Origin of the sequence: Polynucleobacter sp. GWA2_45_21 (assembly GCF_001830325.1) — a bacterium.
GTDB lineage: Bacteria > Pseudomonadota > Gammaproteobacteria > Burkholderiales > Burkholderiaceae > Polynucleobacter.
This window is the reverse complement of the sequence record NZ_MHZG01000007.1, coordinates 1-25,264: the sequence shown is the minus strand read 5'-3', so window position 1 is coordinate 25,264 and position 25,264 is coordinate 1. Positions and strand designations below refer to the sequence as shown.

23 protein-coding genes and 3 pseudogenes are annotated in these 25,264 nt (G+C 46.6%); 13 read left to right on the top strand and 13 right to left on the bottom strand.

All coding sequences use genetic code 11. The features are described 5' to 3' along the window. Positions 1–2 precede the first annotated feature (2 nt). On the bottom strand, positions 3–731 hold the full coding sequence (gene fabG, locus A2X74_RS06595; protein WP_293626519.1) for a 3-oxoacyl-ACP reductase FabG: 729 nt from the start codon (positions 729–731) through the stop codon (positions 3–5). A gap of 5 nt (positions 732–736) precedes the next feature. Beyond that, entirely contained in the window at positions 737–2,143 is a 1,407-nt protein-coding gene (gene mpl / locus A2X74_RS06590) for a UDP-N-acetylmuramate:L-alanyl-gamma-D-glutamyl-meso-diaminopimelate ligase (RefSeq protein ID WP_293626321.1), read from the bottom strand. Between the two features lie 26 nt (positions 2,144–2,169). Here mpl and A2X74_RS06585 point away from each other — a divergent pair, with 26 nt between their 5' ends. The 7 genes and pseudogenes from A2X74_RS06585 to A2X74_RS06555 all read left to right on the top strand — a co-directional run bounded on the left by A2X74_RS06585 (position 2,170) and on the right by A2X74_RS06555 (position 7,912). Continuing rightward, the gene (locus A2X74_RS06585; protein WP_293626319.1) at positions 2,170–2,697 is read left to right on the top strand and encodes a TlpA disulfide reductase family protein; all 528 of its coding nucleotides are present in this window, start codon (positions 2,170–2,172) and stop codon (positions 2,695–2,697) included. Positions 2,698–2,946: 249 nt separating this feature from the next. Then, the gene (aroQ, locus tag A2X74_RS06580) at positions 2,947–3,402 is read left to right on the top strand and encodes a type II 3-dehydroquinate dehydratase (protein WP_293626316.1); all 456 of its coding nucleotides are present in this window, start codon (positions 2,947–2,949) and stop codon (positions 3,400–3,402) included. A 29-nt stretch (positions 3,403–3,431) separates the two neighbouring features. Next, positions 3,432–3,896: an acetyl-CoA carboxylase biotin carboxyl carrier protein gene (accB, locus tag A2X74_RS06575; protein WP_293626314.1), complete on the top strand. Its 465-nt coding sequence runs from the start codon at positions 3,432–3,434 to the stop codon at positions 3,894–3,896. A 52-nt stretch (positions 3,897–3,948) separates the two neighbouring features. Next, positions 3,949–5,319: an acetyl-CoA carboxylase biotin carboxylase subunit gene (accC, locus tag A2X74_RS06570; protein ID WP_215334274.1), complete on the top strand. Its 1,371-nt coding sequence runs from the start codon at positions 3,949–3,951 to the stop codon at positions 5,317–5,319. Positions 5,320–5,346: 27 nt separating this feature from the next. Then, positions 5,347–6,267: pseudogene (gene prmA, locus A2X74_RS06565) on the top strand (50S ribosomal protein L11 methyltransferase); the annotation flags it as partial. A 54-nt stretch (positions 6,268–6,321) separates the two neighbouring features. Beyond that, positions 6,322–6,894 carry a DUF3426 domain-containing protein gene (locus A2X74_RS06560; protein ID WP_293626517.1) on the top strand — a complete coding sequence of 191 codons (573 nt, stop codon included), beginning with the start codon at positions 6,322–6,324 and terminating at the stop codon, positions 6,892–6,894. Positions 6,895–6,952: 58 nt separating this feature from the next. Continuing rightward, positions 6,953–7,912 (top strand): carbohydrate kinase family protein, encoded by a 960-nt coding sequence (locus tag A2X74_RS06555; RefSeq protein ID WP_293626309.1) that lies wholly within the window; start codon positions 6,953–6,955, stop codon positions 7,910–7,912. A gap of 81 nt (positions 7,913–7,993) precedes the next feature. On the opposite strand, the pseudogene A2X74_RS06550 reads toward A2X74_RS06555, so the two are convergent. From A2X74_RS06550 to ccsA, 5 genes and pseudogenes are all read right to left on the bottom strand, one after another. Next, positions 7,994–8,442: pseudogene (locus tag A2X74_RS06550) on the bottom strand (histone H1-like DNA-binding protein). A 335-nt stretch (positions 8,443–8,777) separates the two neighbouring features. Continuing rightward, positions 8,778–9,965, bottom strand: a complete 1,188-nt coding sequence (locus tag A2X74_RS06545; protein WP_293626307.1) for a ribonucleotide-diphosphate reductase subunit beta — start codon at positions 9,963–9,965, stop codon at positions 8,778–8,780. 45 nt (positions 9,966–10,010) lie between these two features. Continuing rightward, positions 10,011–12,974 (bottom strand): ribonucleoside-diphosphate reductase subunit alpha, encoded by a 2,964-nt coding sequence (locus A2X74_RS06540; protein ID WP_293626305.1) that lies wholly within the window; start codon positions 12,972–12,974, stop codon positions 10,011–10,013. A gap of 274 nt (positions 12,975–13,248) precedes the next feature. Beyond that, complete coding sequence (gene ampD / locus A2X74_RS06535) at positions 13,249–14,064, bottom strand: 1,6-anhydro-N-acetylmuramyl-L-alanine amidase AmpD (RefSeq protein WP_293626303.1); 816 nt, start codon at positions 14,062–14,064, stop codon at positions 13,249–13,251. A gap of 4 nt (positions 14,065–14,068) precedes the next feature. Beyond that, the gene (ccsA, locus tag A2X74_RS06530) at positions 14,069–14,917 is read right to left on the bottom strand and encodes a cytochrome c biogenesis protein CcsA (protein WP_293626301.1); all 849 of its coding nucleotides are present in this window, start codon (positions 14,915–14,917) and stop codon (positions 14,069–14,071) included. A gap of 20 nt (positions 14,918–14,937) precedes the next feature. On the opposite strand from ccsA, the gene ffh reads away from it, so the two are divergent. Continuing rightward, on the top strand, positions 14,938–16,320 hold the full coding sequence (ffh, locus tag A2X74_RS06525; RefSeq protein ID WP_293626299.1) for a signal recognition particle protein: 1,383 nt from the start codon (positions 14,938–14,940) through the stop codon (positions 16,318–16,320). Between the two features lie 19 nt (positions 16,321–16,339). Here ffh and A2X74_RS06520 read toward each other — a convergent pair whose 3' ends face one another. Then, the gene (locus A2X74_RS06520) at positions 16,340–18,082 is read right to left on the bottom strand and encodes a proline--tRNA ligase (RefSeq protein WP_293626297.1); all 1,743 of its coding nucleotides are present in this window, start codon (positions 18,080–18,082) and stop codon (positions 16,340–16,342) included. A 50-nt stretch (positions 18,083–18,132) separates the two neighbouring features. Here A2X74_RS06520 and A2X74_RS06515 point away from each other — a divergent pair, with 50 nt between their 5' ends. Both A2X74_RS06515 and A2X74_RS06510 read left to right on the top strand, forming a co-directional pair. Continuing rightward, positions 18,133–18,732 carry an RNA pyrophosphohydrolase gene (locus A2X74_RS06515; protein ID WP_293626295.1) on the top strand — a complete coding sequence of 200 codons (600 nt, stop codon included), beginning with the start codon at positions 18,133–18,135 and terminating at the stop codon, positions 18,730–18,732. Then, on the top strand, positions 18,729–19,295 hold the full coding sequence (locus A2X74_RS06510) for a CNP1-like family protein (protein ID WP_293626293.1): 567 nt from the start codon (positions 18,729–18,731) through the stop codon (positions 19,293–19,295). The genes A2X74_RS06515 and A2X74_RS06510 overlap by 4 nt, the downstream gene beginning before the upstream one ends. 31 nt (positions 19,296–19,326) lie before the next feature. Here the strand turns inward: A2X74_RS06510 and proB are convergent. The 4 genes and pseudogenes from proB to rplU all read right to left on the bottom strand — a co-directional run. Next, a pseudogene (gene proB, locus A2X74_RS06505) lies at positions 19,327–20,103 on the bottom strand (glutamate 5-kinase); the annotation flags it as partial. 29 nt (positions 20,104–20,132) lie between these two features. After that, positions 20,133–21,227, bottom strand: a complete 1,095-nt coding sequence (obgE, locus tag A2X74_RS06500; protein ID WP_293626291.1) for a GTPase ObgE — start codon at positions 21,225–21,227, stop codon at positions 20,133–20,135. Between the two features lie 87 nt (positions 21,228–21,314). Then, entirely contained in the window at positions 21,315–21,575 is a 261-nt protein-coding gene (rpmA, locus tag A2X74_RS06495) for a 50S ribosomal protein L27 (RefSeq protein WP_015420374.1), read from the bottom strand. 33 nt (positions 21,576–21,608) lie between these two features. Further along, positions 21,609–21,920, bottom strand: a complete 312-nt coding sequence (rplU, locus tag A2X74_RS06490; RefSeq protein ID WP_041484800.1) for a 50S ribosomal protein L21 — start codon at positions 21,918–21,920, stop codon at positions 21,609–21,611. Between the two features lie 75 nt (positions 21,921–21,995). Between rplU and A2X74_RS06485 the strand changes: the two genes are divergently transcribed. Further along, positions 21,996–23,000 (top strand): polyprenyl synthetase family protein, encoded by a 1,005-nt coding sequence (locus A2X74_RS06485; protein WP_293626282.1) that lies wholly within the window; start codon positions 21,996–21,998, stop codon positions 22,998–23,000. Here the strand turns inward: A2X74_RS06485 and A2X74_RS06480 are convergent. Beyond that, positions 22,997–23,932: a reductase gene (locus tag A2X74_RS06480; RefSeq protein ID WP_293626280.1), complete on the bottom strand. Its 936-nt coding sequence runs from the start codon at positions 23,930–23,932 to the stop codon at positions 22,997–22,999. The two genes, A2X74_RS06485 and A2X74_RS06480, sit on opposite strands and share 4 nt — an antisense overlap. A gap of 56 nt (positions 23,933–23,988) precedes the next feature. Here A2X74_RS06480 and A2X74_RS06475 point away from each other — a divergent pair, with 56 nt between their 5' ends. Then, entirely contained in the window at positions 23,989–24,756 is a 768-nt protein-coding gene (locus A2X74_RS06475; RefSeq protein WP_293626278.1) for a fumarylacetoacetate hydrolase family protein, read from the top strand. A gap of 111 nt (positions 24,757–24,867) precedes the next feature. Beyond that, positions 24,868–25,264, top strand: a 397-nt coding sequence (locus tag A2X74_RS06470) for a transposase (RefSeq protein ID WP_299764964.1), incomplete at its 3' end; no start/stop codon positions are given.

Here is a 25,264-nt window from a genome sequence, read left to right as displayed (position 1 = left end):
GCCTAGAGAGAAATCCCGCCGCTGGCCTCAAGTGCTACGCCATTGACATAACTGGCTTCATCGCTCGCCAAGAATAAATACACATTCGCCATTTCTTCAGGAGTGCCTAAGCGACCAAGCCAGCTGCGCCTTTCAATATCCTTCAGAATGTTTTCTGGCATGGCTTTGACCATCTCAGTAGCAATAAATCCTGGGCATACTGCATTTACCCGAATACCTTTTGCACCCAGTTCACGAGCCCAAGTTTTAGTAAAACCAATGACACCAAATTTCGTGGCGGAATAATTTGTCTGGCCAAAATTTCCATAGATGCCGACAACACTGGAAGCATTAACGACGGCACCTTTGCCCGCCTCCAACATGTGTGGAACTACTAATTGCGTGCAATTGAACACACCCTTCAAATTGACATCAATCACCGCATCAAATTGTGCTTCAGTCATTTTGACCAAGCGTGCATCTTGGGTGATGCCAGCATTATTAATCAAGATATCAATTCGTCCGTGACGCTGCATGATTTGATCAACAGCGGCTTCAACGCTTGCGCGATCAGTCACGTTCATGACATAGGCTTCAGATCCTGGAATGAGATCAACTGCAGCCTTCACTGCATCAGGGTTCACATCCGTAATCATGACTTTTGCACCCTCTTGTGCAAAACGCTGTGCCGTTGCAAAGCCAATCCCTTTTGCGGCCCCAGTAATGATGGCTACTTTATCTTTTAGTCTCATACTCATTACTTTGCTTTCTCTTGTATTGCGGTCAATATTTTTTGATGCACGCCACCAAAACCGCCATTACTCATCACCAAAATGTGATCGCCAGGCTTTGCTTCTTTTGCCACTGCATCCACCAAAGCGCTTAAATCATCAAAGGCCAAGGCACGATCATTTTCTTTGGCATTTAATGGAGCTAAAACTTCGTTTAAATCCCAACCCAAAGAATCTTTACCAGTGCTGGCGCCATAAGCAAACACCTTATCGGCCGCCTCGAGACTATTGGGTAGTTGCGCTTTCATGACGCCGAGTTTCATCGTATTAGAACGCGGCTCTAATACTGCCAAAATTCGAGACTGCCCTACCCGACGACGCAAGCCATCTACTGTAGTAATAATTGCAGTTGGGTGATGCGCAAAATCATCGTAGACCGTCACCTCATTTGCTACGCCAATCGTTTCTAAGCGACGTTTCACATTCTTAAACTCAGCAAGAGCACGTGCCGCATCAGCTGGAGAAATGCCAATATGGTTTGCAGAAGCAATCGCTGCCAATGCATTGAGTTGATTATGTCGACCCATGACACCAGAGTCTGGGGCCCAGGTCACCGTTGCAACCTCTTTACCATCCTGCAGAACAATGAAGCCATCTGCCGCTTGCGAAATTAATGACCAGGCATTATTTTTATCTTGGCCAAACTTTTCAACAGGCGCCCAAGCACCTCTTGCAATAACCCTCTCTAGAGCAGGCTCTTCACCATTCACCACAACGAGACCGTTACCCGGCACCGTGCGGACTAAATGATGAAACTGCGTCTCGATTGCAGCCAGATCAGCAAAGATATCGGCGTGATCAAACTCCAGATTATTTAATAAAGCGGTGCGAGGACGATAGTGAACAAACTTACTGCGTTTATCAAAAAAAGCAGTGTCGTATTCATCTGCTTCGATCACAAAGTATTTGCTTTCGCCTAGACGGGCCGATACCGTGAAATTCAATGGCACTCCACCAATTAAATAACCTGGCTTGTAGTCATTAAATTCCAAAATCCAAGCCAACATGGCAGAGGTCGTTGTTTTACCGTGCGTACCGGCAACAGCCAATACATGCCTATCAAACAATACTTGCTCACCTAGCCATTGGGGTCCAGATGTGTAAGGAAGCCCTTGGTTGAGAATGGCCTCCATCAGCGGATTGCCACGTGAAACGACGTTGCCGATCACAAATAAATCTGGCATCGTCTCAAACTGTAATAATTGATCGGGCGAAAATCCCTCAATGAGCTCAATACCCTGCGCCTCAAGTTGCGTGCTCATTGGTGGATACACATTGGCATCACAGCCAGTAACGCGATGTCCGGCCTGCCGAGCGATTGCGGCAATGCCGCCCATGAAAGTACCGCAAATGCCCAAGATATGAATATGCATTGGGGAATTTTAGCTAAGGAGCAGCAATGAACCGCAGACAATGGATTAGCATCGCCGGAATTAGTCTCGTAGCCCTGCTTGCAGGAGTATTGACTTCGCAATGGATTTACAAAACCAGCTTAGCAAGCGATCCTTCTATCAAAGCCTTTTTTGCCAACCCATGGCAAACGCCTGATGGCAAAACAGTCGATACAGCGCAATGGCAAGGAAAGGTCCTAGTTGTGAACTTTTGGGCCTCCTGGTGCCCTCCTTGCGTTGAAGAAATGCCTGCTTTGGATGCATTACAAGGAGAGTTCAAGGATCAAAATGTCTTATTTGTCGGCATTGGCATCGATTCACCCTCTAATATTCGTCAATTCCTAGAAATGACCCCAGTTTCCTACCCCATTGTGATTGGCGGACTAGAAGGCAGCAATCTATCTAAGCAAATGGGAAATAGCCAAGGCGCCCTTCCATACACCATCATCATTAATGCTCAAGGCAAGTCTACTAGCAGCAAATTAGGGAAGATAAGCGAAGAAGAGCTCAGAAAAGCAATTAAATCAGCTTTATAAGATATTTTAAATACATTTATTGACTGCAATTTAGGCATGAGTCGGGTATTTTTTACCCGAATTTTGCAATATCTGCTCTTAAAATCATAAAAAATAGCTAGTTTTTAGATCATTTTTTGGACCTGCTCTCTGGTTCTAGGGGTATACTTTCCCCGTGCTTGATGAGGCGAATTCTTCATGAAGTAAGCAGTTTTAGAGAAATGCTTTATTAACGTAATTAAACCTAACTGCCTCTAAATATATCGATTTATGTCGAAAAATACTTCAATTCTCGTTATTCAAGGTCCTAATCTCAATTTATTGGGCACCCGTGAGCCAGAGGTTTACGGCAAAACTACCTTAGAAGATATACATACCAAGCTTGGCAAAATCGCCAAAGCTAACTCCGTCGACCTGTCCACCTTCCAGAGCAATCATGAAGGCGAGCTGATTGACCGAGTTCAAAAAGCCAAACAAGAGGGGATTGATTTCATCATCATCAATCCAGGTGCTTTTACCCACACCAGCGTTGCGCTGCGTGATGCGCTAGCTGGTGTTGCTATCCCATTTACAGAAGTTCATCTATCCAACATTCATCAGCGTGAAGAATTCCGCAAACACTCCTACCTATCCGATATCGCCACTGGCGTGATTTGCGGACTAGGGGCGATTGGATATGAGTTGGCCTTACAAGCAGCAATCGCACGTTTACAAAATAAAGATTAATTAAGAATTTCAAGAGAGGAAGCCTTTCCATGGACCTGAGAAAACTAAAAACCCTAATCGACCTCGTTTCTGAATCAGGCATTTCTGAATTAGAAGTAAATGAAGGTGAAGATCGTGTTCGCATTGTGAATGCCGGATCTCCAGCCCCTGCCGGTCAAGTGGTTTACGCTAATCCAGCACCAGTTCAGGCAATGCAAGCTGCTCCTGCTGCAGCACCAGCAGCTGCTGCACCTACTGCCGAAGAAGCGCCTGCTGAAACTGGTTTTGTAGCACGCTCACCAATGGTGGGAACTTTCTATCGCGCCCCAAATCCTGAGTCTCCAGACTTTGTCAAAGTCGGCGATACGGTTAAAGTGGGTCAAACACTGTGCATTATTGAAGCGATGAAGCTCCTCAACGAGATCGAATCCGAGCAAGCCGGTGTTATCAAGCAAATTCTGTGTGAAAACGGCCAAGGTGTTGAGTTTGATCAGCCGCTATTCATCATCGCTTAATAGATCTCTCCTAGATCTATTCCAATCCACCGTTACTTAACTCAGAGCCGACATGTTCGATAAGATTCTGATTGCCAATCGCGGAGAAATTGCTCTCCGTATCCAACGCGCATGTCGCGAGTTGGGAATTAAAACTGTAGTGGTCTACTCGACCGCAGACAAAGAAGCTAAATACGTGAAGCTTGCAGACGAAGCCGTCTGCATTGGACCTGCCCCATCGCCATTGAGCTACCTCAATATGCCTGCCATTATTTCAGCAGCGGAAGTAACCGATGCTGAGGCAATTCACCCAGGCTATGGTTTCCTCTCTGAGAATGCCGACTTTGCTGAACGCGTTGAGAAATCCGGTTTTGCATTCATTGGCCCAACTGCCGCTTCCATTCGCCTGATGGGCGATAAAGTTTCAGCAAAACGCGCCATGATTAAAGCAGGTGTACCTTGCGTTCCTGGATCTGAAGGTGCATTGCCAGACAACCCAAAAGAAATTATTACTACCGCCAAACGTGTTGGTTACCCTGTCATCATTAAAGCTGCAGGCGGTGGTGGTGGTCGCGGTATGCGTGTAGTGCATACGGAAGCCGCCCTTCTGAACGCCGTCAATATGACTAAAGAAGAGGCTGGTCGCGCTTTCGGCAACCCAGAAGTCTATATGGAGAAGTTTTTAGAGAAACCTCGCCACGTAGAGATTCAGATTTTGGCTGATACCCATGGCAATGCTATTTGGTTAGGTGAGCGTGATTGCTCAATGCAACGTCGCCACCAAAAAGTGATTGAAGAAGCTCCGGCACCTGGCATTGATCGTCGCTTGATTGCCAAAATTGGCGAGCGTTGTGCTGAAGCCTGTAGAAAAATTGGTTACCGCGGTGCCGGTACGTTCGAATTCTTGTACGAAGATGGTGAATTCTTCTTCATTGAGATGAATACCCGCGTTCAAGTTGAGCATCCAGTCACTGAAATGATTACTGGCGTTGATATCGTTCAAGAACAAATTCGTATCGCTGCTGGCTTAAAACTCAGCTATCGCCAGAAAGACATCGTTTTCCGTGGTCATGCCATTGAATGTCGTCTTAATGCGGAAGATCCATTTAAGTTCACACCAAGCCCAGGCAAAATTGGTTCATTCCATATGCCAGGCGGCCCCGGAATTCGTGTCGACTCTCACGCATACAGCGGTTATGTGGTGCCCTCCAATTACGATTCAATGATCGGTAAGCTGATTTCTTACGGCAATACTCGTGAACAAGCAATTCGTCGTATGCAAATCGCGCTTTCTGAGATGGTGATTGACGGGATTACGACCAATGTGCCACTGCATCGCGAACTCATGCTCGATCCGAACTTCATGGAAGGCGGCACCAGCATTCACTATCTAGAGCATCGCCTCGAAGAGCAAGCTGCTAGTCGCGGCAACCCGAAGTCTTAGGTCAAGTGATGTCGATTTGGAGTAAGCATGTCCTATCGTGAACTCGTTTTCACGGTACCGGCGGAAATTGCTGAGCCTTTGGGTGATGCCTTGCTGGAAGTCGGCGCACTCTCCGTCACTGTTGAAGACGATGCTGCGGGTGGCTACGATGAAAACCCGCTGTATGGTGAACCAGGTCTCTCTCCAGAAGTTCAAGCTTGGGACCGCTCTGCAGTAACTGCGCTCTTTAATCCTGAGCTAGATGACTCAGATGCAGTGAATTTCATTCCCGAGCTCCTCGCATCTCTCAAGGAAGCGGGATTTAATCTTCCCGCTCCACAACAAAAGATCGTTGAGGAGCAGGACTGGGTGCGCTTAACTCAGAGTCAATTTGCTCCGATTCAGATTGGCGAGCGCATTTGGGTAGTGCCTTCCTGGCATGAGGCGCCTACTGACCCCAACGCAATTTGCTTGGCGGTAGACCCAGGCCTAGCGTTTGGCACGGGCAGCCACCCAACCACACACCTTTGCCTGCTTTGGCTTGAACAAAACACGCAATTACAGAACCAAAGCTTGCTCGATTACGGTTGCGGATCTGGAATTCTGGCAATCGCTGCCGCAAAACTGGGTTGCAATCCCGTTGTTGGTACCGACATTGATCCACAAGCCATGGTTGCAGCGCGCAGCAATGCAGAAATTAACAATACGGTGATCCGCTTTGTTTTGCCGAATGAAAACGCACCAGAACTTGCTGCAGAAACTAAATACGACATCGTGATGGCTAATATTTTGGCTAATCCGCTACAAGTTTTAGCGCCAGCCTTAGTAAATAAGATGCGCCCGGGTGGAAAAATTGTGCTGTCAGGAGTGCTAGCTCGTCAAGCAGAGGAAGTCATTGCAACTTATAGCCAGTGGTTAACTCTTTCCGTCTGGAAAGAAAGTGAAGGCTGGGTCTGCCTGCATGGCACGCTACCTTCGCAAGGTGGTAAAGCAAGTTTGACTGCCAAAAATACAGACACTTCGGTGCCGGCTCAAAAAAAAAGTCTTAAATTAATCCTTCTTGGTCTTTTTTTCCTCTTGCTCATTATTTTTGGTGAGCATCTCTCTAGAAATTCTTTACTGCCAGCATTAGCAACGCGTGTTGATGGCAGCTCTTCTCAGATAGCAAGCAGTGCATTTTCTCTTCTACAGAAATTGGATGAGCAATTATGTCGCGCACTAGGGTGCGTAAATCGCTCTGTAAGCGATTTTGCTGCCTGGAAAATAACTTCAGTCACTCTTTCGCCTGAAAACGCACGAGAGGGCCTTAAAAACGATTTAAATCAATCTGTATTGCAAGTTGAATTACAAAATCGTCTTGCACTACCTGTTTTATTCCCCAATTTAGAAATTGCGCTTACTGATGCAGAGGAATCGGAGATCAAAACGATTCAATTTTCTCCACAAGAGTGGTTGCCAAATGCTTGGCAAGAGTCACACCCAGATTTTTTGGATCAAGGCGCTCCTTCCGGCGAAATCTTTTCTTCCGAATTGCTGATTTCTCTTCCACAAAATGCCGCAGGCTATCGTGTCAGAATTTTTTATCCTGAAAAATAGGCTGCAAACACTATTCCATACTCATCTCAATTGATTTTTTATTAGAAAGTAATCATTTATGTCTAGCTTGATCTGCGGTTCCATCGCTTACGACACCATCATGAACTTTGAAGGCAAATTTGCCGATCAAATCCTGCCAGAGCAGATTCATATCCTCAACGTCGCCTTCCTAGTTCCTACAATGCGCCGTGAATTTGGTGGTTGTGCAGGCAATATTGCCTATAACCTCAGTCTGCTGGGTGGTGACCCCATCATCATGGCAACAGTCGGTGGTGATGCAGCCCCTTACTTTGATCGTCTTAAGCAACTCAAAATTGATACGACGCATATTCGCCAGATTGAGCAGGCGTTTACTGCTCAAGCGATGATCACAACCGATCAAGCTAATAATCAAATTACTGCTTTTCACCCTGGCGCTATGGGTGAATCTCATCTAAATCAAGTTTCCGCAGTAGTGGCTGAACGTAGTAAGAACGCCAAAGGCGTAGCAAAGTTCGGGATTGTTGCCCCAGATGGTCGCCAAGGTATGTGGGAGCATTGTCATCAGCTAGCTGAAGCGGGCATTCCATTTGTATTTGATCCAGGCCAAGGCCTGCCGATGTTCAATGGCCCAGAACTTCTAGAACTCGTAGATATTGCCAGCTATCTTGCCGTCAATGACTATGAAGGAGAAATGCTTTCTCAAAGAACGGGCTTGAGTTTGGCAAAAGTCGCTGAAAGAGTGAAAGCCTTGATTGTGACTAAAGGTGCAGAAGGTGCAGATATCTACTTTGAAGGCAAATGTATCGCCATCCCGCCTGTACCGGCAGCCAAAGTGGTCGACCCAACAGGTTGCGGCGATGCATTCCGAGGCGGATTGCTATTTGGACTGGAAAATGGCATGGATTGGGAAACCACTGGCCGCTTAGCCAGTCTGATGGGTTCAATCAAAATTACTCATCAGGGACCACAAAATCACCAAATGAGTAAAGATCAAATCGCCGCTCAATTCAAATCTGCCTTTGGATTTGCACTCTAAAACTACTAATTCCATAAAGCAGCAATAAAAAAGGGATCTCGCGAGAGATCCCTTTGAACTTCACACATCTATAAGCAGAGCTTATGGGCGTGTGCCAGTTGGGAAGGGCCAGGCAGCAGCTGGATTCAACGTGGTTGAAGCAGCAACTTTCTTAGCCACGGGCTTTTTTACAGCTTTGCCCGCTTTCTTCGCAGCAGGCTTACTTACTTTTTTTTTGCTACTTTACGAGCTACTTTTTTAGCAGCAGGCTTCTTAGCAGCAGCTTTTTTAGCAGCAGGACGCTTCTTAGCTACTTTTTTAGCAGCAGGCTTCTTAGCAGCAGCTTTTTTAGCAGCTGGCTTCTTCTTAGCTACTTTTTTAGCAGCAGGCTTCTTAGCAGCTACTTTTTTAGCAGCAGGCTTCTTAGCAGCTACTTTTTTCTTTGCAGCTGGTTTCTTAGCAGCTACTTTTTTAGCAGCAGGCTTCTTAGCAGCTACTTTTTTCTTTGCAGCTGGTTTCTTTGCAGCAACTTTTTTCTTGGCGATTGCCATAGTAATGCTCCTTCACGTGAGGATTAGTACAAACTACCGATTAAGAAGACCCGACCTATTCATTTCCGCCTGGTTTTGCAACCATTTGGAGCCGACGAGCGAGCCATTCATCGGCGCGCGGCTTGATGCTAAGTGCTGCACGCTAATGAATCCTGGAAAAAAAGCCGTGGCCCCAAAGGACAACGGCTTCTTCAATTTGCTGGAAAAAATAGAGAGAGTAGACCAGACACCCTTTAATAAGGGTTTTCGGACTTGAGTCTGGTTTTGCTGACTTTTAAAACTATCCAACCGTCTAATCTCCTATTTAGCCGGCTATGCGCTTTTTAATTAACTACTTATTCCCAACTTAGCGCACCGCCAGTTTGATACTCAATAACGCGTGTCTCAAAAAAGTTTCTCTCTTTTTTCAGATCAATCATTTCTGACATCCATGGGAATGGATTCTCTTCATTTGGGAACATCGCGTCAAGTCCTATTTGCAAACATCTGCGATTACAGATGTATCTTAGGTAACCTTTGAACATCGGCGCGTTCAATCCGAGCACCCCGCGAGGCATCGTATCTTCTGCATAACGGTACTCTAATTCCACTGCTTTTTCAAAGATCGATTTGATCTCATCTTTGAACGCAGAAGTCCATAACTGCGGGTTCTCCAGCTTGATTTGATTAATTAAATCGATACCAAAATTGCAGTGCATAGACTCATCGCGAAGGATGTATTGATACTGCTCAGCAGCGCCAGTCATTTTGTTTTGACGACCCATTGCAAGTATTTGCGTAAAACCAACATAAAAGAACAAACCTTCCATCACGCAAGCAAAAACAATGAGTGATCGCAGCAAAGTTTGGTCAGTTTCTAATGTTCCAGTTTTGAAATTGGGGTTAGTCAACACATCGATATAAGGAATCAGGAACTCATCTTTAGCGCGAATTGACTCAATTTCGTTATACGCATTGAAGATTTCGCTCTGGTCTAAGCCCAAAGATTCCACAATATATTGGTACGCATGCGTATGAATTGCTTCCTCAAACGCCTGGCGCAATAGATATTGACGGCATTCTGGAGCGGTAATGTGGCGATAAGTACCCAAAACAATGTTGTTTGCCGCTAAAGAATCCGCCGTAGTGAAGAAACCGAGATTGCGCTTAATAATGCGACGCTCATCTTCAGTTAAACCATTTGGATCCTTCCAAAGCGCGATATCGCGATTCATATTGATCTCTTGTGGCATCCAATGGTTTGCGCAACCAGCGAGGTATTTCTCCCAGGCCCACTTATATTTAAATGGAACAAGCTGATTTACGTCAGTCTTGGCATTAATCACGCGCTTATCGGCGGCATTAACACGCAAAGCTGCACCACCAGTCAATGAAGCGGCTTGCATAGGTGCAGGTGCAACATCTTGAGGTGCGGCAATTGCAACTTGGTCTGGTTGCGGACGTTGTTGCTCCGCCACCACCGGCTGCGGTGCTAATCCTGCTTTTGCTAGCGCAGGAGCAACTTCTTCTTCCCAATTCAACATAACTCTCTCCTAATTCTTATTTTTCTAGATCAGTTAGCAAATAGCTTACTGACATGCTTCACATTCTTCAAAGCCAGCATCACCTGGGCGCATTGTGCAAACTGGGCCGTCAGCTTCTTGTGCGGAAGCATCCGTACCATTTACACCGCCACCACTGGACACAGCATTTAACTGTCCACTTGCAACAGTTGACTTCTCAACGTGCGTTGCAGCCATTGTGCGGAGGTAATAAGTGGTCTTCAAGCCACGCAACCATGCCAACTTGTAGGTGTCATCCAACTTCTTGCCTGATGCGCCACCCATGTAAATATTGAGTGACTGCGCCTGGTCGATCCACTTCTGACGACGTGAGGCAGCTTCAACCAACCAACTTGGCTCCACTTCGAATGCTGTAGCGTACAAGTCACGCAAATCTTGTGGAACGCGGTCAATCTTAGACAAAGTGCCGTCGAAGTACTTCAAGTCTGCAATCATCACTTCATCCCAGAGGCCGCGATCCTTCAAATCACGCACCAAATACTCGTTTACTACAGTGAACTCGCCTGACAGGTTAGATTTCACGAACAAGTTCTGGAATGTAGGCTCGATACAAGCTGAAACACCAATGATGTTAGAAATCGTTGCGGTCGGCGCAATTGCCACACAGTTGGAGTTGCGCATGCCGTGCTGCTTGATGCGGGCACGCAAACCATCCCAGTTCATAGTGGAAGAGCTATCTACCTCAAGGTAACCACCACGCTCTGCTGCCAACAAGGCTACTGAGTCCTGCGGAAGAATGCCGCGATCCCACAGCGATCCTTTGTATGTGCTGTAAACGCCGCGCTCTTCAGCCAACTCATTAGATGCTTGATAAGCGTAGTAGCAAACTGCTTCCATTGAGGAATCTGCAAACTTCACCGCTTCATCGCTAGCGTAAGGAATGCGTTGCATATGCAAGCAATCCTGGAAGCCCATGATGCCCATACCCACTGGACGATGCTTCAAGTTGGAGTTACGTGCTTTAGCAACAGCGTAGTAGTTGATATCAATCACGTTATCCAGCATGCGCATTGCAGTGCGAATTGTTTTCTGCAGCTTCTCGTGATCCAAGATCATCTTGCCGGACGCATCGGTAGTCATATGCGCTGTCAAGTTCACAGAACCTAAGTTACATACCGCGATTTCGCTCTCGTTTGTGTTCAGAGTAATTTCTGTACACAAGTTTGAAGAGTGAACTACGCCGATGTGTTGCTGTGGACTGCGAATGTTGCAAGGATCTTTAAATGTGATCCATGGGTGACCAGTTTCAAACAACATACCCAACATCTTGCGCCACAATTGTTGCGCAGGAATGCGACGGAATGGTTTCAATTCACCAGCATCTGCTTTTTTCTCATAGGCAACATAGGCCTCTTCAAAAGCTTTACCAAACTTGTCATGCAAGTCAGGCGTATTTGATGGTGAGAACAATGTCCACTCACCACCCTCCATTACACGCTTCATGAACAAGTCCGGAATCCAGTTAGAAGTATTCATGTCATGCGTACGGCGACGGTCATCACCGGTGTTCTTACGCAACTCGAGGAACTCTTCAATATCCAAATGCCATGTCTCTAGGTAAGCACAAACTGCACCCTTACGCTTACCACCTTGGTTCACTGCAACCGCTGTGTCGTTCACTACCTTTAAGAATGGCACAACACCTTGTGACTTACCATTAGTGCCTTTGATGTGACTTCCCAAGGCACGCACGTTTGTCCAGTCGTTACCTAAACCACCAGCAAACTTAGACAAGAGTGCATTCTCTTTCAGAGCTTCGTAAATACCATCCAGGTCATCATCCACCGTTGTCAAATAGCAGCTTGATAACTGAGGACGTGTTGTCGCTGAGTTAAACAAAGTTGGTGTGCTGGACATGAAATCGAATGTAGAGAGAATTTCATAGAACTCGATAGCACGACGCTCACGATCCAACTCATTCAAAGACAAGCCCATTGCAACGCGCATGAAGAAAGCCTGTGGCATTTCGATACGACGGTCTTCAATGTGCAAGAAGTAACGGTCATACAAAGTTTGTAAGCCAAGGTAGTTGAACTGCAAGTCGCGGCTAGCGTTTAGGGCTGCAGCCAAACGCGGGAGATCAAACTCACGCATGCGTGGATCTAACAACTCAGCAGAAATACCTTCGTTGATGTACTTGGCAAAGTAAGTGCTGTACTCAGCTTGCATATCGCCTTGCAATACTTCTCGACCCAAAATTTCTTTACGAATCACATGCATCAAGATACGTGCAGTTACCTGGCTATATGCAGGATCTTTTTCAATCAATGTGCGCGAGGCCAAAATTGCAGAGTCGTACACCTGAGCCATTGGTACGCCATCGTACAAATTCTTAATGGTTTCAGTAATGATTGGAGTTGCATCAATGTTGTTACCAAGACCTTCGCATGCCGCCTCAATAATGGTGCGCAAGGCAGCCATATCCAACCACTTCTCAACACCGTTGTCAGTTACCTTGATTCCAGACTCACCAGCTTGAGTTGCAGTCTGAGTCTCTTGTGCAATACCTTGTTGTGTTGCACGCTCTTGATTACGCTTTTCACGATAAAGAACATAGGCGCGAGCAACGTTGTGCTCACCGCTACGCATCAATGCCAACTCAACTTGATCTTGAATATCTTCAATATGGAAAGTGCCGCCATTTGGGCGACTACGCAACAAGGCACGGACTACTGCGTGCGTTAATTGCTCTACTTGCTCACGAACACGTGCAGAAGCGGCACCCTGACCGCCATTAACCGCTAAAAATGCTTTTGTAACCGCAATAGCGATTTTGGATGGCTCAAATGCCACCACCGAGCCATTACGGCGAATAATTTTGTAATCAGACAATTGAGTGGCTTGACCACCACCAACACCACCAGCTACAAAGCCGGCAGATGGGGCTTGATTCATGGCTTCTGAAGGATTCATTCCTGGATTATTTGTGCCGGCAGTCTGTCCTGCTGTCTGGGGGTTGGCATATGTCATATTTCTCCTGCTTATATATAGTTATTTGGGCAAAAAATCGTTAAAAAACAATAGGGTATTGCTGTATTCAAACACTACATCTAGTGTCTCGAACTGCATTTGACACTAAGTATAGGGAAATATTCGGAAATTAGTAAGGTATTTCTGATGAATATTTATAAGTATTTTTCCCTATCTTTTCAAGAAATTAGGGTTCATTTTGGTGCGTAATTTTTACCCCTTTTTAGGCAAAGGGCGAGAAAGTGAGCGTGTGCTCACATACCAATTATTAAGCCTAGCGGGATTGCAATCTGAAGGGTAATTTATCGATGGGAATGTTGGCTTTTGTTTGAAACTTTTGCCAATCAAATTGAATGCCGGGGTCTGTTTTTCGGCCTGGCGCAATATCACTGTGCCCAGCAAATCTAAGGTCCGGATAAATCCCTTGTAGCTGGGTGGTTAATTTGGCTAGTGCTTGGTACTGAATTTCCTCAAAAGGATGCTCACCATCACCCTCTAATTCAATCCCAATTGAAAAATCGTTGCATTTTTCACGCCCTAAAAAGGATGAAACGCCAGCATGCCAGGCTTTCTTTTGGGTGGAGACAAACTGATACACCTCACCACGACGAGAAATTAAGAAATGACTGGATACCTTTTGATCAGCAATTTCTTCAAAGTAAGGGTGTAATGAAGAATCCAATTTATTCTGGAAAAAATCCACAATAAATTGGGTCGAGCTTCGATCCACAAAACCGCCAGGTGGCAAACTGATGTGATGAATCACCACCAAATCCGGCGCAATACCCGCTGGTCGCACATCTTGATTGGGTGAAATTCGCCAGGCAGCAGAACCCAGCCAGCCCTGATCATCCATGCTGTCGAGGTGTTGTTGCGAGCAATAGAAGCGATTCTCCTGCTGGATTGCTTCAGATTTTGGAAGGTGAACTGAACAATGACGGCACTGCACAATCACCTCTGGCTCAGCCACCTTGCTGCGCTCAGCCTTGATCTTGGCGGCCTCATCCCTATTGAGCTTTGTTTGTTTTTTACCTTTTATCCAAAGGTACAAAGCACCTGCGCCAATAAATAGTAGAAGCCACTTAATCAAAATGTCATGCTCTTTGAAGAATTACTTCCAAAACAAATCTACTGCCCACATAGGCGAGAAGCAAGGCTGTATAAGCGCTCAAGACCCAACGAACAGCGACGCGACCCCGTAAACCCACGCGCCAACGCGCTATTAGGAGGCCAGAAAATAAAAGCCAGGAGATCAACGCAAAGATAGTTTTGTGATCAAAAACAAGTGGTTTACCAAATAATGTTTGCGAGAAGAGCAGACCAGAAAATACAGTCAAGGTCAGCAGCGCAACACCCACATAGAGTAAATTAAAAAGCAAGCTTTCCATTGTCATTAGGGGCGGCAAATCCTCTAGCCAATGCGCTATCCGACTATTCGGGATGATGGCCAACTGACGATGCAGCGCTCGATCCTGAATACTCATCAACATGGCATGCATCGCAGCCAAGCTCAATAGTCCAACTGAAATAGTGGCAACAATAAAGTGCCCCTTAAACCAAGGATCAGAGACAGCTTTTGGAGAAATCAAGGTGCCCGAGAAGATGGCAGGCAATGCAGAACAGATCAATGCAAAACACAAAACCATCCAGCGCAAGCTAGAGATCGGTAAAAACCAAGACTGGAACCAGTAAAAAGCAAGACCAACCCAAGCGATTAACGACAAATCCTGGGCAAAACCAAATACAAATCCCTCTGGCGTAAAGACCGAGTCATGTAACTGAATTCCGTGCACCAGCAAAATCAATAGGATGAATGCCTGAACCAAGCCCGTAAAAGCTGGAGATTCAATTTTTCCCTTTGGCCGCGAACCTAAAAAGACCAAAAGAAGTAAATAAAGTGCAGATGGGAGCCATCCGGAGCCTGAGTAACCTAAAATATCCATCTGGAAAGTCTAATCGATAAATGCTAGAGAATCTCACCGACCGCCTATCTCGTGTTGTTAAAACAATGCGGGGACAAGCCCGCCTTACTGAAGCAAACACCGCAGAGATGCTGCGCGAGATCCGCCTGGCCTTGCTGGAAGCGGACGTTGCGCTTCCGGTCGTTAAATCTTTACTAGAGCAAATCAAATTTAAAGCCCTTGGTGAAGACGTGGTTGGAAGCCTCAGCCCGGGCCAAGCTTTAGTAGGAGTTGTACAGCGCGAACTAACCCAAGTCATGCGTGGGGATACTTCGCAAAGTGGTGAACTCAATTTAGCCACTCAACCTCCGGCTGTGATCTTGATGGCAGGCTTGCAGGGTGCCGGTAAAACTACCTCAGTAGGTAAATTAGCCAAGTTCCTTCAAGAAAAGAAGAGAAAGAAAGTACTCACCGTCTCCTGTGACGTCTATCGTCCTGCAGCTATCGAGCAATTAGAGACCGTTAGCAAACAAGTTGGGGCTGAATTTTTTCCAAGCAATGTCAATCAAAAGCCAAGTGAAATCGCTGCTGCAGCCCTTGATTGGGCACGCCGTCATTATTTTGATGTGCTCTTAGTCGATACAGCAGGTCGTCTTGGTATTGATGAAGCACTCATGCAAGAAATCAAAACCTTGCACGCGAACCTCAATCCGATCGAGACACTGTTTGTGGTTGATGCGATGTTGGGTCAAGATGCTGTCAACACAGCTAAAGCATTCCATGAAGCACTCCCACTCACTGGTGTAATCCTCACCAAGCTCGATGGTGACTCACGTGGTGGTGCTGCACTTTCAGTGCGTCAGGTTACTGGGGTGCCACTCAAATTCATTGGCGTTGCCGAAAAGATGGATGGCCTCGAAGCATTTGATGCCGAGAGAATGGCAAGTCGTATTTTGGGTATGGGCGATATTCTTGCCCTGGTTGAGCAAGCCCAACAAAACGTTGATGTTGCCAAAGCAGAAAAATTAGCAACTAAGATTTCTAAAGGCGGGTTTGATCTGGGTGACTTCAGAGATCAACTGGTGCAAATGCAGCAGATGGGGGGCATGGCTAGCTTGATGGATAAGTTACCAAGCCATATGGCACAAGCGGCCTCCAAAACCAATTTAAGTGCTGCTGATAAACAAACACGACGCATGCGCGGCATCATCGACAGCATGACACCAAAAGAGCGTGCAAAACCAGAGTTACTAAAAGCCACCCGTAAACGTCGCATTGCGGCTGGTGCGGGTGTGGAAGTTCAAGAAGTCAATCGGCTGCTGGCACAGTTTGAGCAAATGCAAACCATGATGAAGCAGTTTAAGGGCGGCAAGATGGCACGCACCATGGCATCCATGACTGCAAAAGGAGCCGCCAAAGGACTTGGCGGGCTCTTTAAAAAATAACAGCTATAAACGCTTGAATTTAAGAAACAAGTTTCTTAGCAGCATCAACCGCAGTAATCACTTTTGCTTTAATTTCTGACAGTGGAATGTTTTCTGATTCAGCATCAGTGCGACCTTTAAATTCCACTTGTGCATCTGCCAAGCCACGATCACCAATCACCACGCGGAATGGGACGCCAATTAATTCCCAGTCGGCAAACATCGCGCCCGGCCTCTCTCCACGATCATCGAGCACCACATCTACACCTGCAGCTAGTAACTCATCGTGTAATTGATCGGCAGCAACTTTGACAGCTTCGGATTTGTCATAGCCCATTGGACAGATCACCACTTCAAATGGTGCCATTGAAATCGGCCAAATAATTCCGCGCTCATCATTACCCTGCTCGATTGCAGCGCCTAGCAAACGCGTAACACCAATGCCATAACAACCCATCACCATTGGCTGCGCTTTGCCTTGCTGATCCAAGTAAGTACAACCCATCGCCTCAGAATAGCGTGTGCCCAATTGAAACACATGGCCCACTTCAATACCGCGACAAATATCAACAACACCTTTACCGTCAGGAGAGGGATCTCCCACTACAGCATTACGCAAATCCATTACCAAAGGCTCTGGTAAATCACGACCCCAGTTCACACCGGTTAAGTGATGACCGGCATCATTAGCACCACATACAAAGTCAGACATATTAGCCACGGTACGATCTGCAACCACGGTTACATCAGCAGCAATTCCAACAGGGCCTAAGTAGCCTGCTGGAGCATTACAGGCTTGCTTGATTTCAGCTTCACTTGCAAAGCGTGACTCCGCCATGCCAGGAATCTTGCTTGCCTTGATTTCATTGAGCTCATGATCACCACGCACCAGCACCATAAATAATTTAGCTGGGCCCTCTTCCTGATCAGCAGCAAACAATAATGACTTCACAGTCTGCTCTAGTGGCAAGTTTAAAAACTTGGCTACATCAGCGCAGTTTGTTTGATTTGGTGTCGCAACTTTAGTCAGTGCCTGAGTTGCAGCAGCACGCGCCGCAATTAACGAGACTGATTCTGCAGCCTCAAGGTTGGCAGCGTAATCAGAATTTGGGCAATATACGATTGCGTCTTCACCGGTATCAGCAATCACATGAAACTCTTGACTACCTGATCCACCAATAGCACCGTTATCCGCTGTTACTGCGCGGAATTTCAAGCCCATACGCTTGAAGATGCGAGTGTAAGCATCGAACATGATTTGATAAGACTTCTTCAAGCCCTCGGCATCGCGATCAAAGGAGTAGGCATCTTTCATGCTGAACTCACGACCACGCATGATTCCAAAACGTGGTCGACGCTCATCACGAAACTTCGTCTGAATTTGATAGAAGTTAACCGGCAACTGCTTGTAACTCTTGATTTCGTTACGCGCTAAATCAGTCACTACCTCTTCGGAGGTTGGTTGAATTAAAAAGTCACGGTCATGGCGATCTTTAATACGGAGTAACTCTGGGCCCATCTTTTCCCAGCGCCCAGTCTCTTGCCATAACTCTGCAGGCTGAATCATTGGCATTAGCAATTCGATTGCACCAGCGCGATTCATTTCTTCGCGGATGATGTTCTCCACCTTGCGAATGGACTTCAATCCCAAAGGTAAATAGTTGTAGATGCCAGCATTGAGCTTGCGGATTAAACCGGCACGCACCATGAGTTTGTGCGAAACCACCTCAGCGTCGGAAGGGGCTTCTTTTAGCGTGGCGAGAAATGACTGTGAAGCTTTCATGTATGGATATAATCAAATCGTTGATTTTAAAGGATTTGAGGCACGATCTCATGCTTGACCGTGAAGGGTATCGACCCAATGTCGGCATAGTCCTCCTCAACAGCCATAACGAGGTTTTCTGGGGAAAACGCGTTGGGCAGCATTCGTGGCAGTTCCCGCAGGGCGGGATTCAGCATGGTGAGAGCCCAGAGCAGGCCATGTACCGCGAATTGCATGAGGAAGTGGGCTTGCTGCCAGAACATGTCCAAATTATTGGACGGACCAGGGACTGGCTTCGTTACGACGTCCCAGAGGAGTTCCTGCGTCGTCAACATGCCTCCAAAACCCATCGAGCCAGCTATCGAGGTCAAAAACAAATCTGGTTTTTGCTGCGCCTAGTCGGCTTAGACAGCGATATTCATCTGCGCGCTTCAGAACATCCAGAATTTGATGCTTGGCGGTGGGTTCCTTTTTGGATTCAACTAGACACCGTAATTGACTTCAAACGCGAGGTCTATCAATTAGCCCTTTCCGAGCTTGCACGCTATTTGTCTCGTGGCATACGCATGCAACAACTTGCTTGGGGCTCTCCGCTCGATTTACTTCAATCCCTATATGGGGGTCAAGAAGATGAGTCCAAAGAAGCAAAACCTACTGATAAGCCATCATGAAACTCTCTATTCGCAGTCTTCGACTTTCTACCCTCAGCCTGACTTTGGGTTTAGCCTTAGCGGGCTGCGCTGGTGACCCCCTAGAGAGTGGTGTTGATCCTTTTGCGCCGATGGTTTTTAAAGAGGGTACAACAGCAATGCCGCTGAATCCTCCTAATAAAGCAACTATTCAACCTTTTTACGTCTCACAGCAGACAATTTTTAAATTTGCAGTCGACACCAACTCCATTTTGATTGGGAACGATGGCATTACTAGATACATCGTTATTTTGACGAGCCCTAATGGCAACAGCCAAATTCAATACGAAGGCATTCGTTGTGACTCATTCCAATGGCGCCTCTATGGCACCTTTGAATCCAATGTCTGGAAAGAAAATCCCCTTTCCAGCTGGAACCCAATCAAAGACCACACACCAAATCGTTATCAAGCTGCATTGGCGCAAGGTGCATTCTGCAACTTTAACAGTCAAGAGAAGAACATAAAAAATGTTATTCAGTCACTGAATCCCAATGGATTTACTGGCGGGACAAAGCCCACCAATTCATTTGGCGTGATTAATTAGAAGAGTAATGATTGGGTTTTGATACTCAAGCAGCGGTCAGGCAGGTACCAATTTTTTCACCATTCAGTAGGCGGGTAAGAACCTGAGGCTCGCGCCCAGAGGCAATGACGGTTGCAGCACCTGTTTGAGCTGCAACTTTCGCAGCCAACACTTTGGTCAACATACCACCCTTACTCAGCTCGCTTGCGGCACCACCAGCCATCTTTTCTAAAGCTGGATCGCCGGCAGTAGCATCACTCAAAAGAGTGGCAGAGGCGTCTTGACGTGGATCAGCAGTAAACAATCCACCTTGATCAGTCAAGATCACTAATAAGTCTGCATGAATTAAGTTGGTCACTAAAGCAGCCAAGCTATCGTTATCACCAAATTTAATTTCATCGGTAACTACGGTGTCGTTTTCATTGATGATGGGAACAACGCCTAGCTTTAGCAAAGTGTCTAAAGTCGCTTTGGCATTTGCATTGCGTTCAGCATGCGCCAAGTCTGCATTCGTCAGCAACACTTGTGCGCTACGTAAATTAAAGCGCGCAAAACAACTTTCATAGACCTGCACCAAACCCATCTGACCAACTGCAGCTGCAGCTTGTAGTTGATGAATTTCCTGCGGACGCTTACTCCAACCAAGACGTTGCATGCCTTCAGCAATTGCACCGGAACTGACCATCAACACCTCATGCCCAGCAGCCAGCAAGGCGGCCATTTGCTCTGCCCACATGCCGATTGCGGCACGATCCAAGCCCTCACCATTATTGGTGACTAGACTTGAACCTACCTTCACTACGATTCGTTTCGCTTTCTGAGTGTTCATATAAAGTACGGATCTCAAATGACTGCTAATTAATCTGGTGCTTTATCTTCTGGCTGAACTTGCTCTTGATAACGAGGATCCGCAGCGCGCTCATCCTCATCATCCCTATCCTTGCGAATAGAGTCTAAATAATCTTGCAATGAATAGCACAGCTTATCGCAGCCCAAACCCGTTAAAGCGGAGATCTCAAAAACAGGACCCTTCCACTTAAAGCGTTTAATAAAGTCCGCAACCACTTTTTTGCGATCTTCCTCGGGAATCATGTCGACTTTGTTCAGCACTAACCAGCGCGGCTTTTCAACCAAAGCTTCGTCGTACTTACGCAATTCATTCACGATAGCAACAGCATCTGCCACTGGATCAATATTCTCATCAAATGGTGCAATATCTACTAAATGTAACAACACACCAGTACGTTGTAAGTGTCTTAAGAAGCGGTGACCCAAGCCAGCACCTTCTGCAGCACCTTCAATCAATCCAGGAATATCAGCAATTACAAAGCTACGCTCAGCACCAACACGCACCACACCTAAATTGGGGTGCAACGTTGTAAATGGATAGTCTGCAATCTTTGGACGTGCATTAGATACAGCCGTAATCAAAGTCGATTTTCCGGCATTCGGCATACCCAGCAAACCTACGTCAGCCAATACTTTTAATTCCAGTTTGAGCTTGCGACGCTCGCCCTCTTTGCCATTCGTCTTTTGGCGAGGAGCGCGGTTTGTACTACTCTTAAAGTGAATGTTTCCCCAGCCACCAACACCGCCTTGCGCCAAACAAAGGCGCTCACCGTGGTTGGTTAAGTCAGCAATTGGTTCACCAGTTTCGTAATCAGAAATGATGGTGCCTACTGGCATGCGCAACTCAATATCGTCACCTGCGCGACCATAGCAATCAGCGCCACGTCCAGGCTCACCATTTTTTGCGGTGTGCGTTTTAGCGTAACGATAGTCAATCAAAGTGTTGATGTTGCGATCTGCGGTTGCCCATACGCTTCCGCCTTTACCGCCATCGCCACCATCGGGTCCACCGAATTCGATAAACTTTTCGCGGCGCATGGAGGCACTCCCGGCGCCACCTTGGCCAGCTATGACTTCAATACGAGCTTCGTCTATAAATTTCATGAATAAAAAAGGCCTCGCTTAGCGAGGCCTGTTCCTAAGAGTTAAATTCGGAATAAATCTGAATCAAACGTGTCTCAGTCAGGCGTCTTATGAACGCGGAAGAACTGAAACCTGGGCCTTCTTCAAAGCACCCTTAACGCCAAATTCCACTTGTCCGTCAACTAAGGCAAACAAAGTGTGATCTTTACCAATACCAACGTTCATACCCGGATGTACTCGTGTACCACGTTGACGAATGATGATGCTGCCAGCGTTGATTTGCTCGCCGCCAAAAACTTTAACGCCTAAGCGTTTCGATTCTGAGTCGCGGCCATTTCGTGTCGAGCCGCCGCCTTTTTTCTGTGCCATATCTTTCTCCTGCTATTTAGCCGTTAGCCTAAATTAGGCTTTGATCGTGTTAATCAGAATTTCTGTGTAATTCTGACGATGGCCTTGGTGCTTTTGATAATGCTTGCGACGGCGCATCTTAAAGATTGTCACTTTATCGTGACGTCCCTGGGAGACGACAGTGGCCATCACAGCTGCACCATTAACCAATGGATCACCCAATTTGAGTGAAGCGCCTTCGCCTACGGCTAAGACTTGGTCAAGAGTGATTTCGCTGCCGATTTCCGCTGGTATCTGTTCTATTTTCAATTTTTCGCCTGCAGCAACTTTATACTGTTTGCCACCGGTTTTTATGACCGCGTACATGGTTTGAAACCTCAATTAATATCTACATTTAAGCTAATCCACCCTGGATGAGCTAAGCCCATTATTATATCTTGCATGACGAGCACTGTCAAAACCAATGAATTAAGCCAAATTCTGGCCCCAATCGCCTTAGATTTCAAGGCCTTAGATGAAGTTATTCGCCTGCGACTAGCCTCAAAAGTCGCCTTAATTGACCAAATCTCCACTTATATCATCCAGGCAGGCGGAAAACGGGTTCGACCCGCCCTTTTGCTCCTAGTCAGCAAAGCCTTAGCTAATGGTAAAGAAACCCCCCATGCCCTAGAACTGGCGGCCGTAGTGGAATTTATCCACACAGCCACCCTACTCCATGATGATGTTGTCGACGAATCGACCCTGAGAAGGGGTCGTGAGACTGCCAATGCTGCTTTTGGCAATGCTGCCAGCGTGCTGGTGGGCGATTTTTTGTATTCCAGGGCCTTTCAGATGATGGTTGGGCCCAATGATCTGCGGGTGATGGAAATCCTGTCTGATGCAACCAATACGATTGCCGAGGGCGAAGTTTTACAGCTTCTCAATATGAATGACCCCGAAGTAGACGAAGAGAGCTATTTACGGGTGATTCGCTATAAAACAGCTAAATTATTTGAGGCCTCTACTGAGCTTGGGGCAATTTTGGCAAAAGCTTCAGATGCTTACCGAGAGCAGGCCGCTGCTTTTGGCCGTCATATTGGCACCGCCTTCCAGTTAATGGATGACCTTTTGGATTACACCGCAGATGCCTCACAAATGGGTAAGAATGCTGGGGATGATTTGAGAGAAGGGAAGCCAACGCTCCCACTCATCTATCTTCTGGAAAATGGCAGCACTGAAGAGCGCCTACTAGTTCGAGCGGCAATCGAACAAAATCAAGACTTGCCTGATGACGTCTTTCAACAGATTCTGAGTGCAGTTCAAAATTCTGGTGCCTTAGATTACACCCAAGCGGCTGCGAAGCGAGAAGTAAATCTTGCACTCGAATGCCTCAAAGACTTTCCCCAAAATGAGGCGACAACCGCACTACATGCCTTGTGCAAATACTCTTTGTCTAGGCAAACCTAGGCGCCAACACTTTTTACCCTGATATCGCGTGCAGTAATGCGCGCTTTTTCCGCCTCATCACGCAAGCGCTTAATCTCCTCTGCGCTAAGCCTTTCTAGATTGGAATAATCCAATTTCCATGAAGGGTCTGAAGCCCAAACCAAAGGGGATTGCACCGTTGTTCGGGCGGCTGGAGCGCCCTCTAATAAGCGAAGAGCCAATTCAAAATTGGAGTCTTGCGATTGAATATTATTGGGCAGAGCTGCAGCATTACCCAGCGGAAAGTCACTAAAGAGCAAACGGGGCACACCGCAATATTCGACAATATCTTTCGCTGCCCCCATGATGACTGTCGGTATGCCAGCCCCCTCCAAATATCGCGCCAATAAACTTTGGCTCTGATGGCAAATCGGGCAATTCGGAATTAACACGGCAACATCAACATGGTCTTCGCGCAACTTACTCAGGATCAAGGGCGCATCAATCTCGAGGGTATGGCGTTGACTACGATTTGTGGGTAGACCGTAAAAATGTTTAGACAGGGACTGAATGCGTCCGTTAACAACAGCACGTTTAGCTGCGCCTAATGGGAACCAGCAATTACTATCCTGCATGTCTGCATTGCGCCTATCAATCCCAACATGAGCAATACGCAAGTCTGCATCCTCATCAATTGAGCGAGTGTAGGGGTCATAAAACTTAGCAGCTGCGTTATAGGGAGCGCCTGATCCTTGCGGGCCTTTACTGGCATCAAAGGGAACTGCTGTAGTGACTAGGCCTAGGATCGATTGATTTAGTGGCTTTTGCAATGGAGTAAAGGCCACATCCATGTAATGCGCCCAAACATAGGGGGTTTCATACCCCAAACCTAGATAGTAATTACGGGTTCGCTCAATATAACGAACTGGCTGATCCAATTCAGGTGCAAATTGCAATTCAGAATTCTTAGTCATTCATTCATCCCTGTAAGATATTGCCTATCAAATATTAACTATCAGGAGAATTCATTATGGCTCAATGGCTCAGATTTCAACATCAAGGCAAATCCGGTTTAGGTCAAGTACAGGGCGATCAGATTGCTGTGTACACCGGCGATCTATTTAACAATCCCCAAGCTACTGGCGAGACATTAAAGCTATCTGATGTCACCATCGACATCCCCTGCACTCCATCCAAAATGGTTGCCATGGTAGATAACTTTCATGCGTTGGTTACCAAACTTGAGCATGCCGTGCCGGCAGAGCCTTTGTATTTCCTGAAAGGCAATAACTCTTTCTTGGCAGCTAATCAAACCATTCGCACTCCAAAGTCTTACTCTGGAAAAGTTGTCTATGAGGGTGAGCTCGGGATTGTCATCGGCAAAGCATGCCATGAAGTGGATGAAACACAAGCGGCCGCTGCCATTTTTGGATACACCTGCATTAACGATGTCACTGCAATTGAAATTTTGAATCGCGATCCTGGATATGCACAGTGGACACGCTCTAAGAGCTTCAATACTTTTGGCGTCTTTGGCCCTTACATCACTACTGATGTAGATCCAAGCAAGTTAACAATTAAAACTATTTTGAATGAGCAAGAGCGTCAAAACTATCCCATCGCTGACATGATTTTCCCGCCAGCAAAATTGGTTAGCCTGATCTCTCAAGATGTCCCACTGCAAGCTGGTGACATCATTGCCTGCGGCACTTCTGTTGGTGTTGGCTCAATGAAGCCCGGCAGCAACGTCAGCATCATCATTGATGGGGTTGGACGCCTAGATAATCGCTTCGAATAAATCATCAGATCAGTTGATTTAAAATGAAAGTTTTAAAAGAAAAACCCTCACCATGTTTTGAACTGACCCACAAAAGTTGGACACCCAATCCAACTCAAAGGGGTCAGCTTCATGAGCAAACACAGCACTCAGTTCAAGCTAAAAGTAGTTAATGATTATCTAAGGGATGGAGGCTACCTGAGGGTAGCCAATCATTACGGCCTTAATACCACCGATGTCCGTAAATGGGTTTTGACCCATAAACTACATGGAATATCTGGTCTCCAAAAGAGGGGTTATCAACAGTACACCCCACAGTTCAAACTATTGGTGCTCCAGCACATGAGGGCCTACGGCGCATCCCCGCGGTCTACGTCCGCCCACTTTAATATTGCCTCCCCTAGTACCATTTTGGTTTGGCAACGCCTCTACAATGAAGGTGGTATTACAGCCCTAGAACCCAAACCTCGGGGACGCCCATCGATGCCTAAACGTCATGAGATCCAAGCGCTTTTAGCCAAACCTTCTT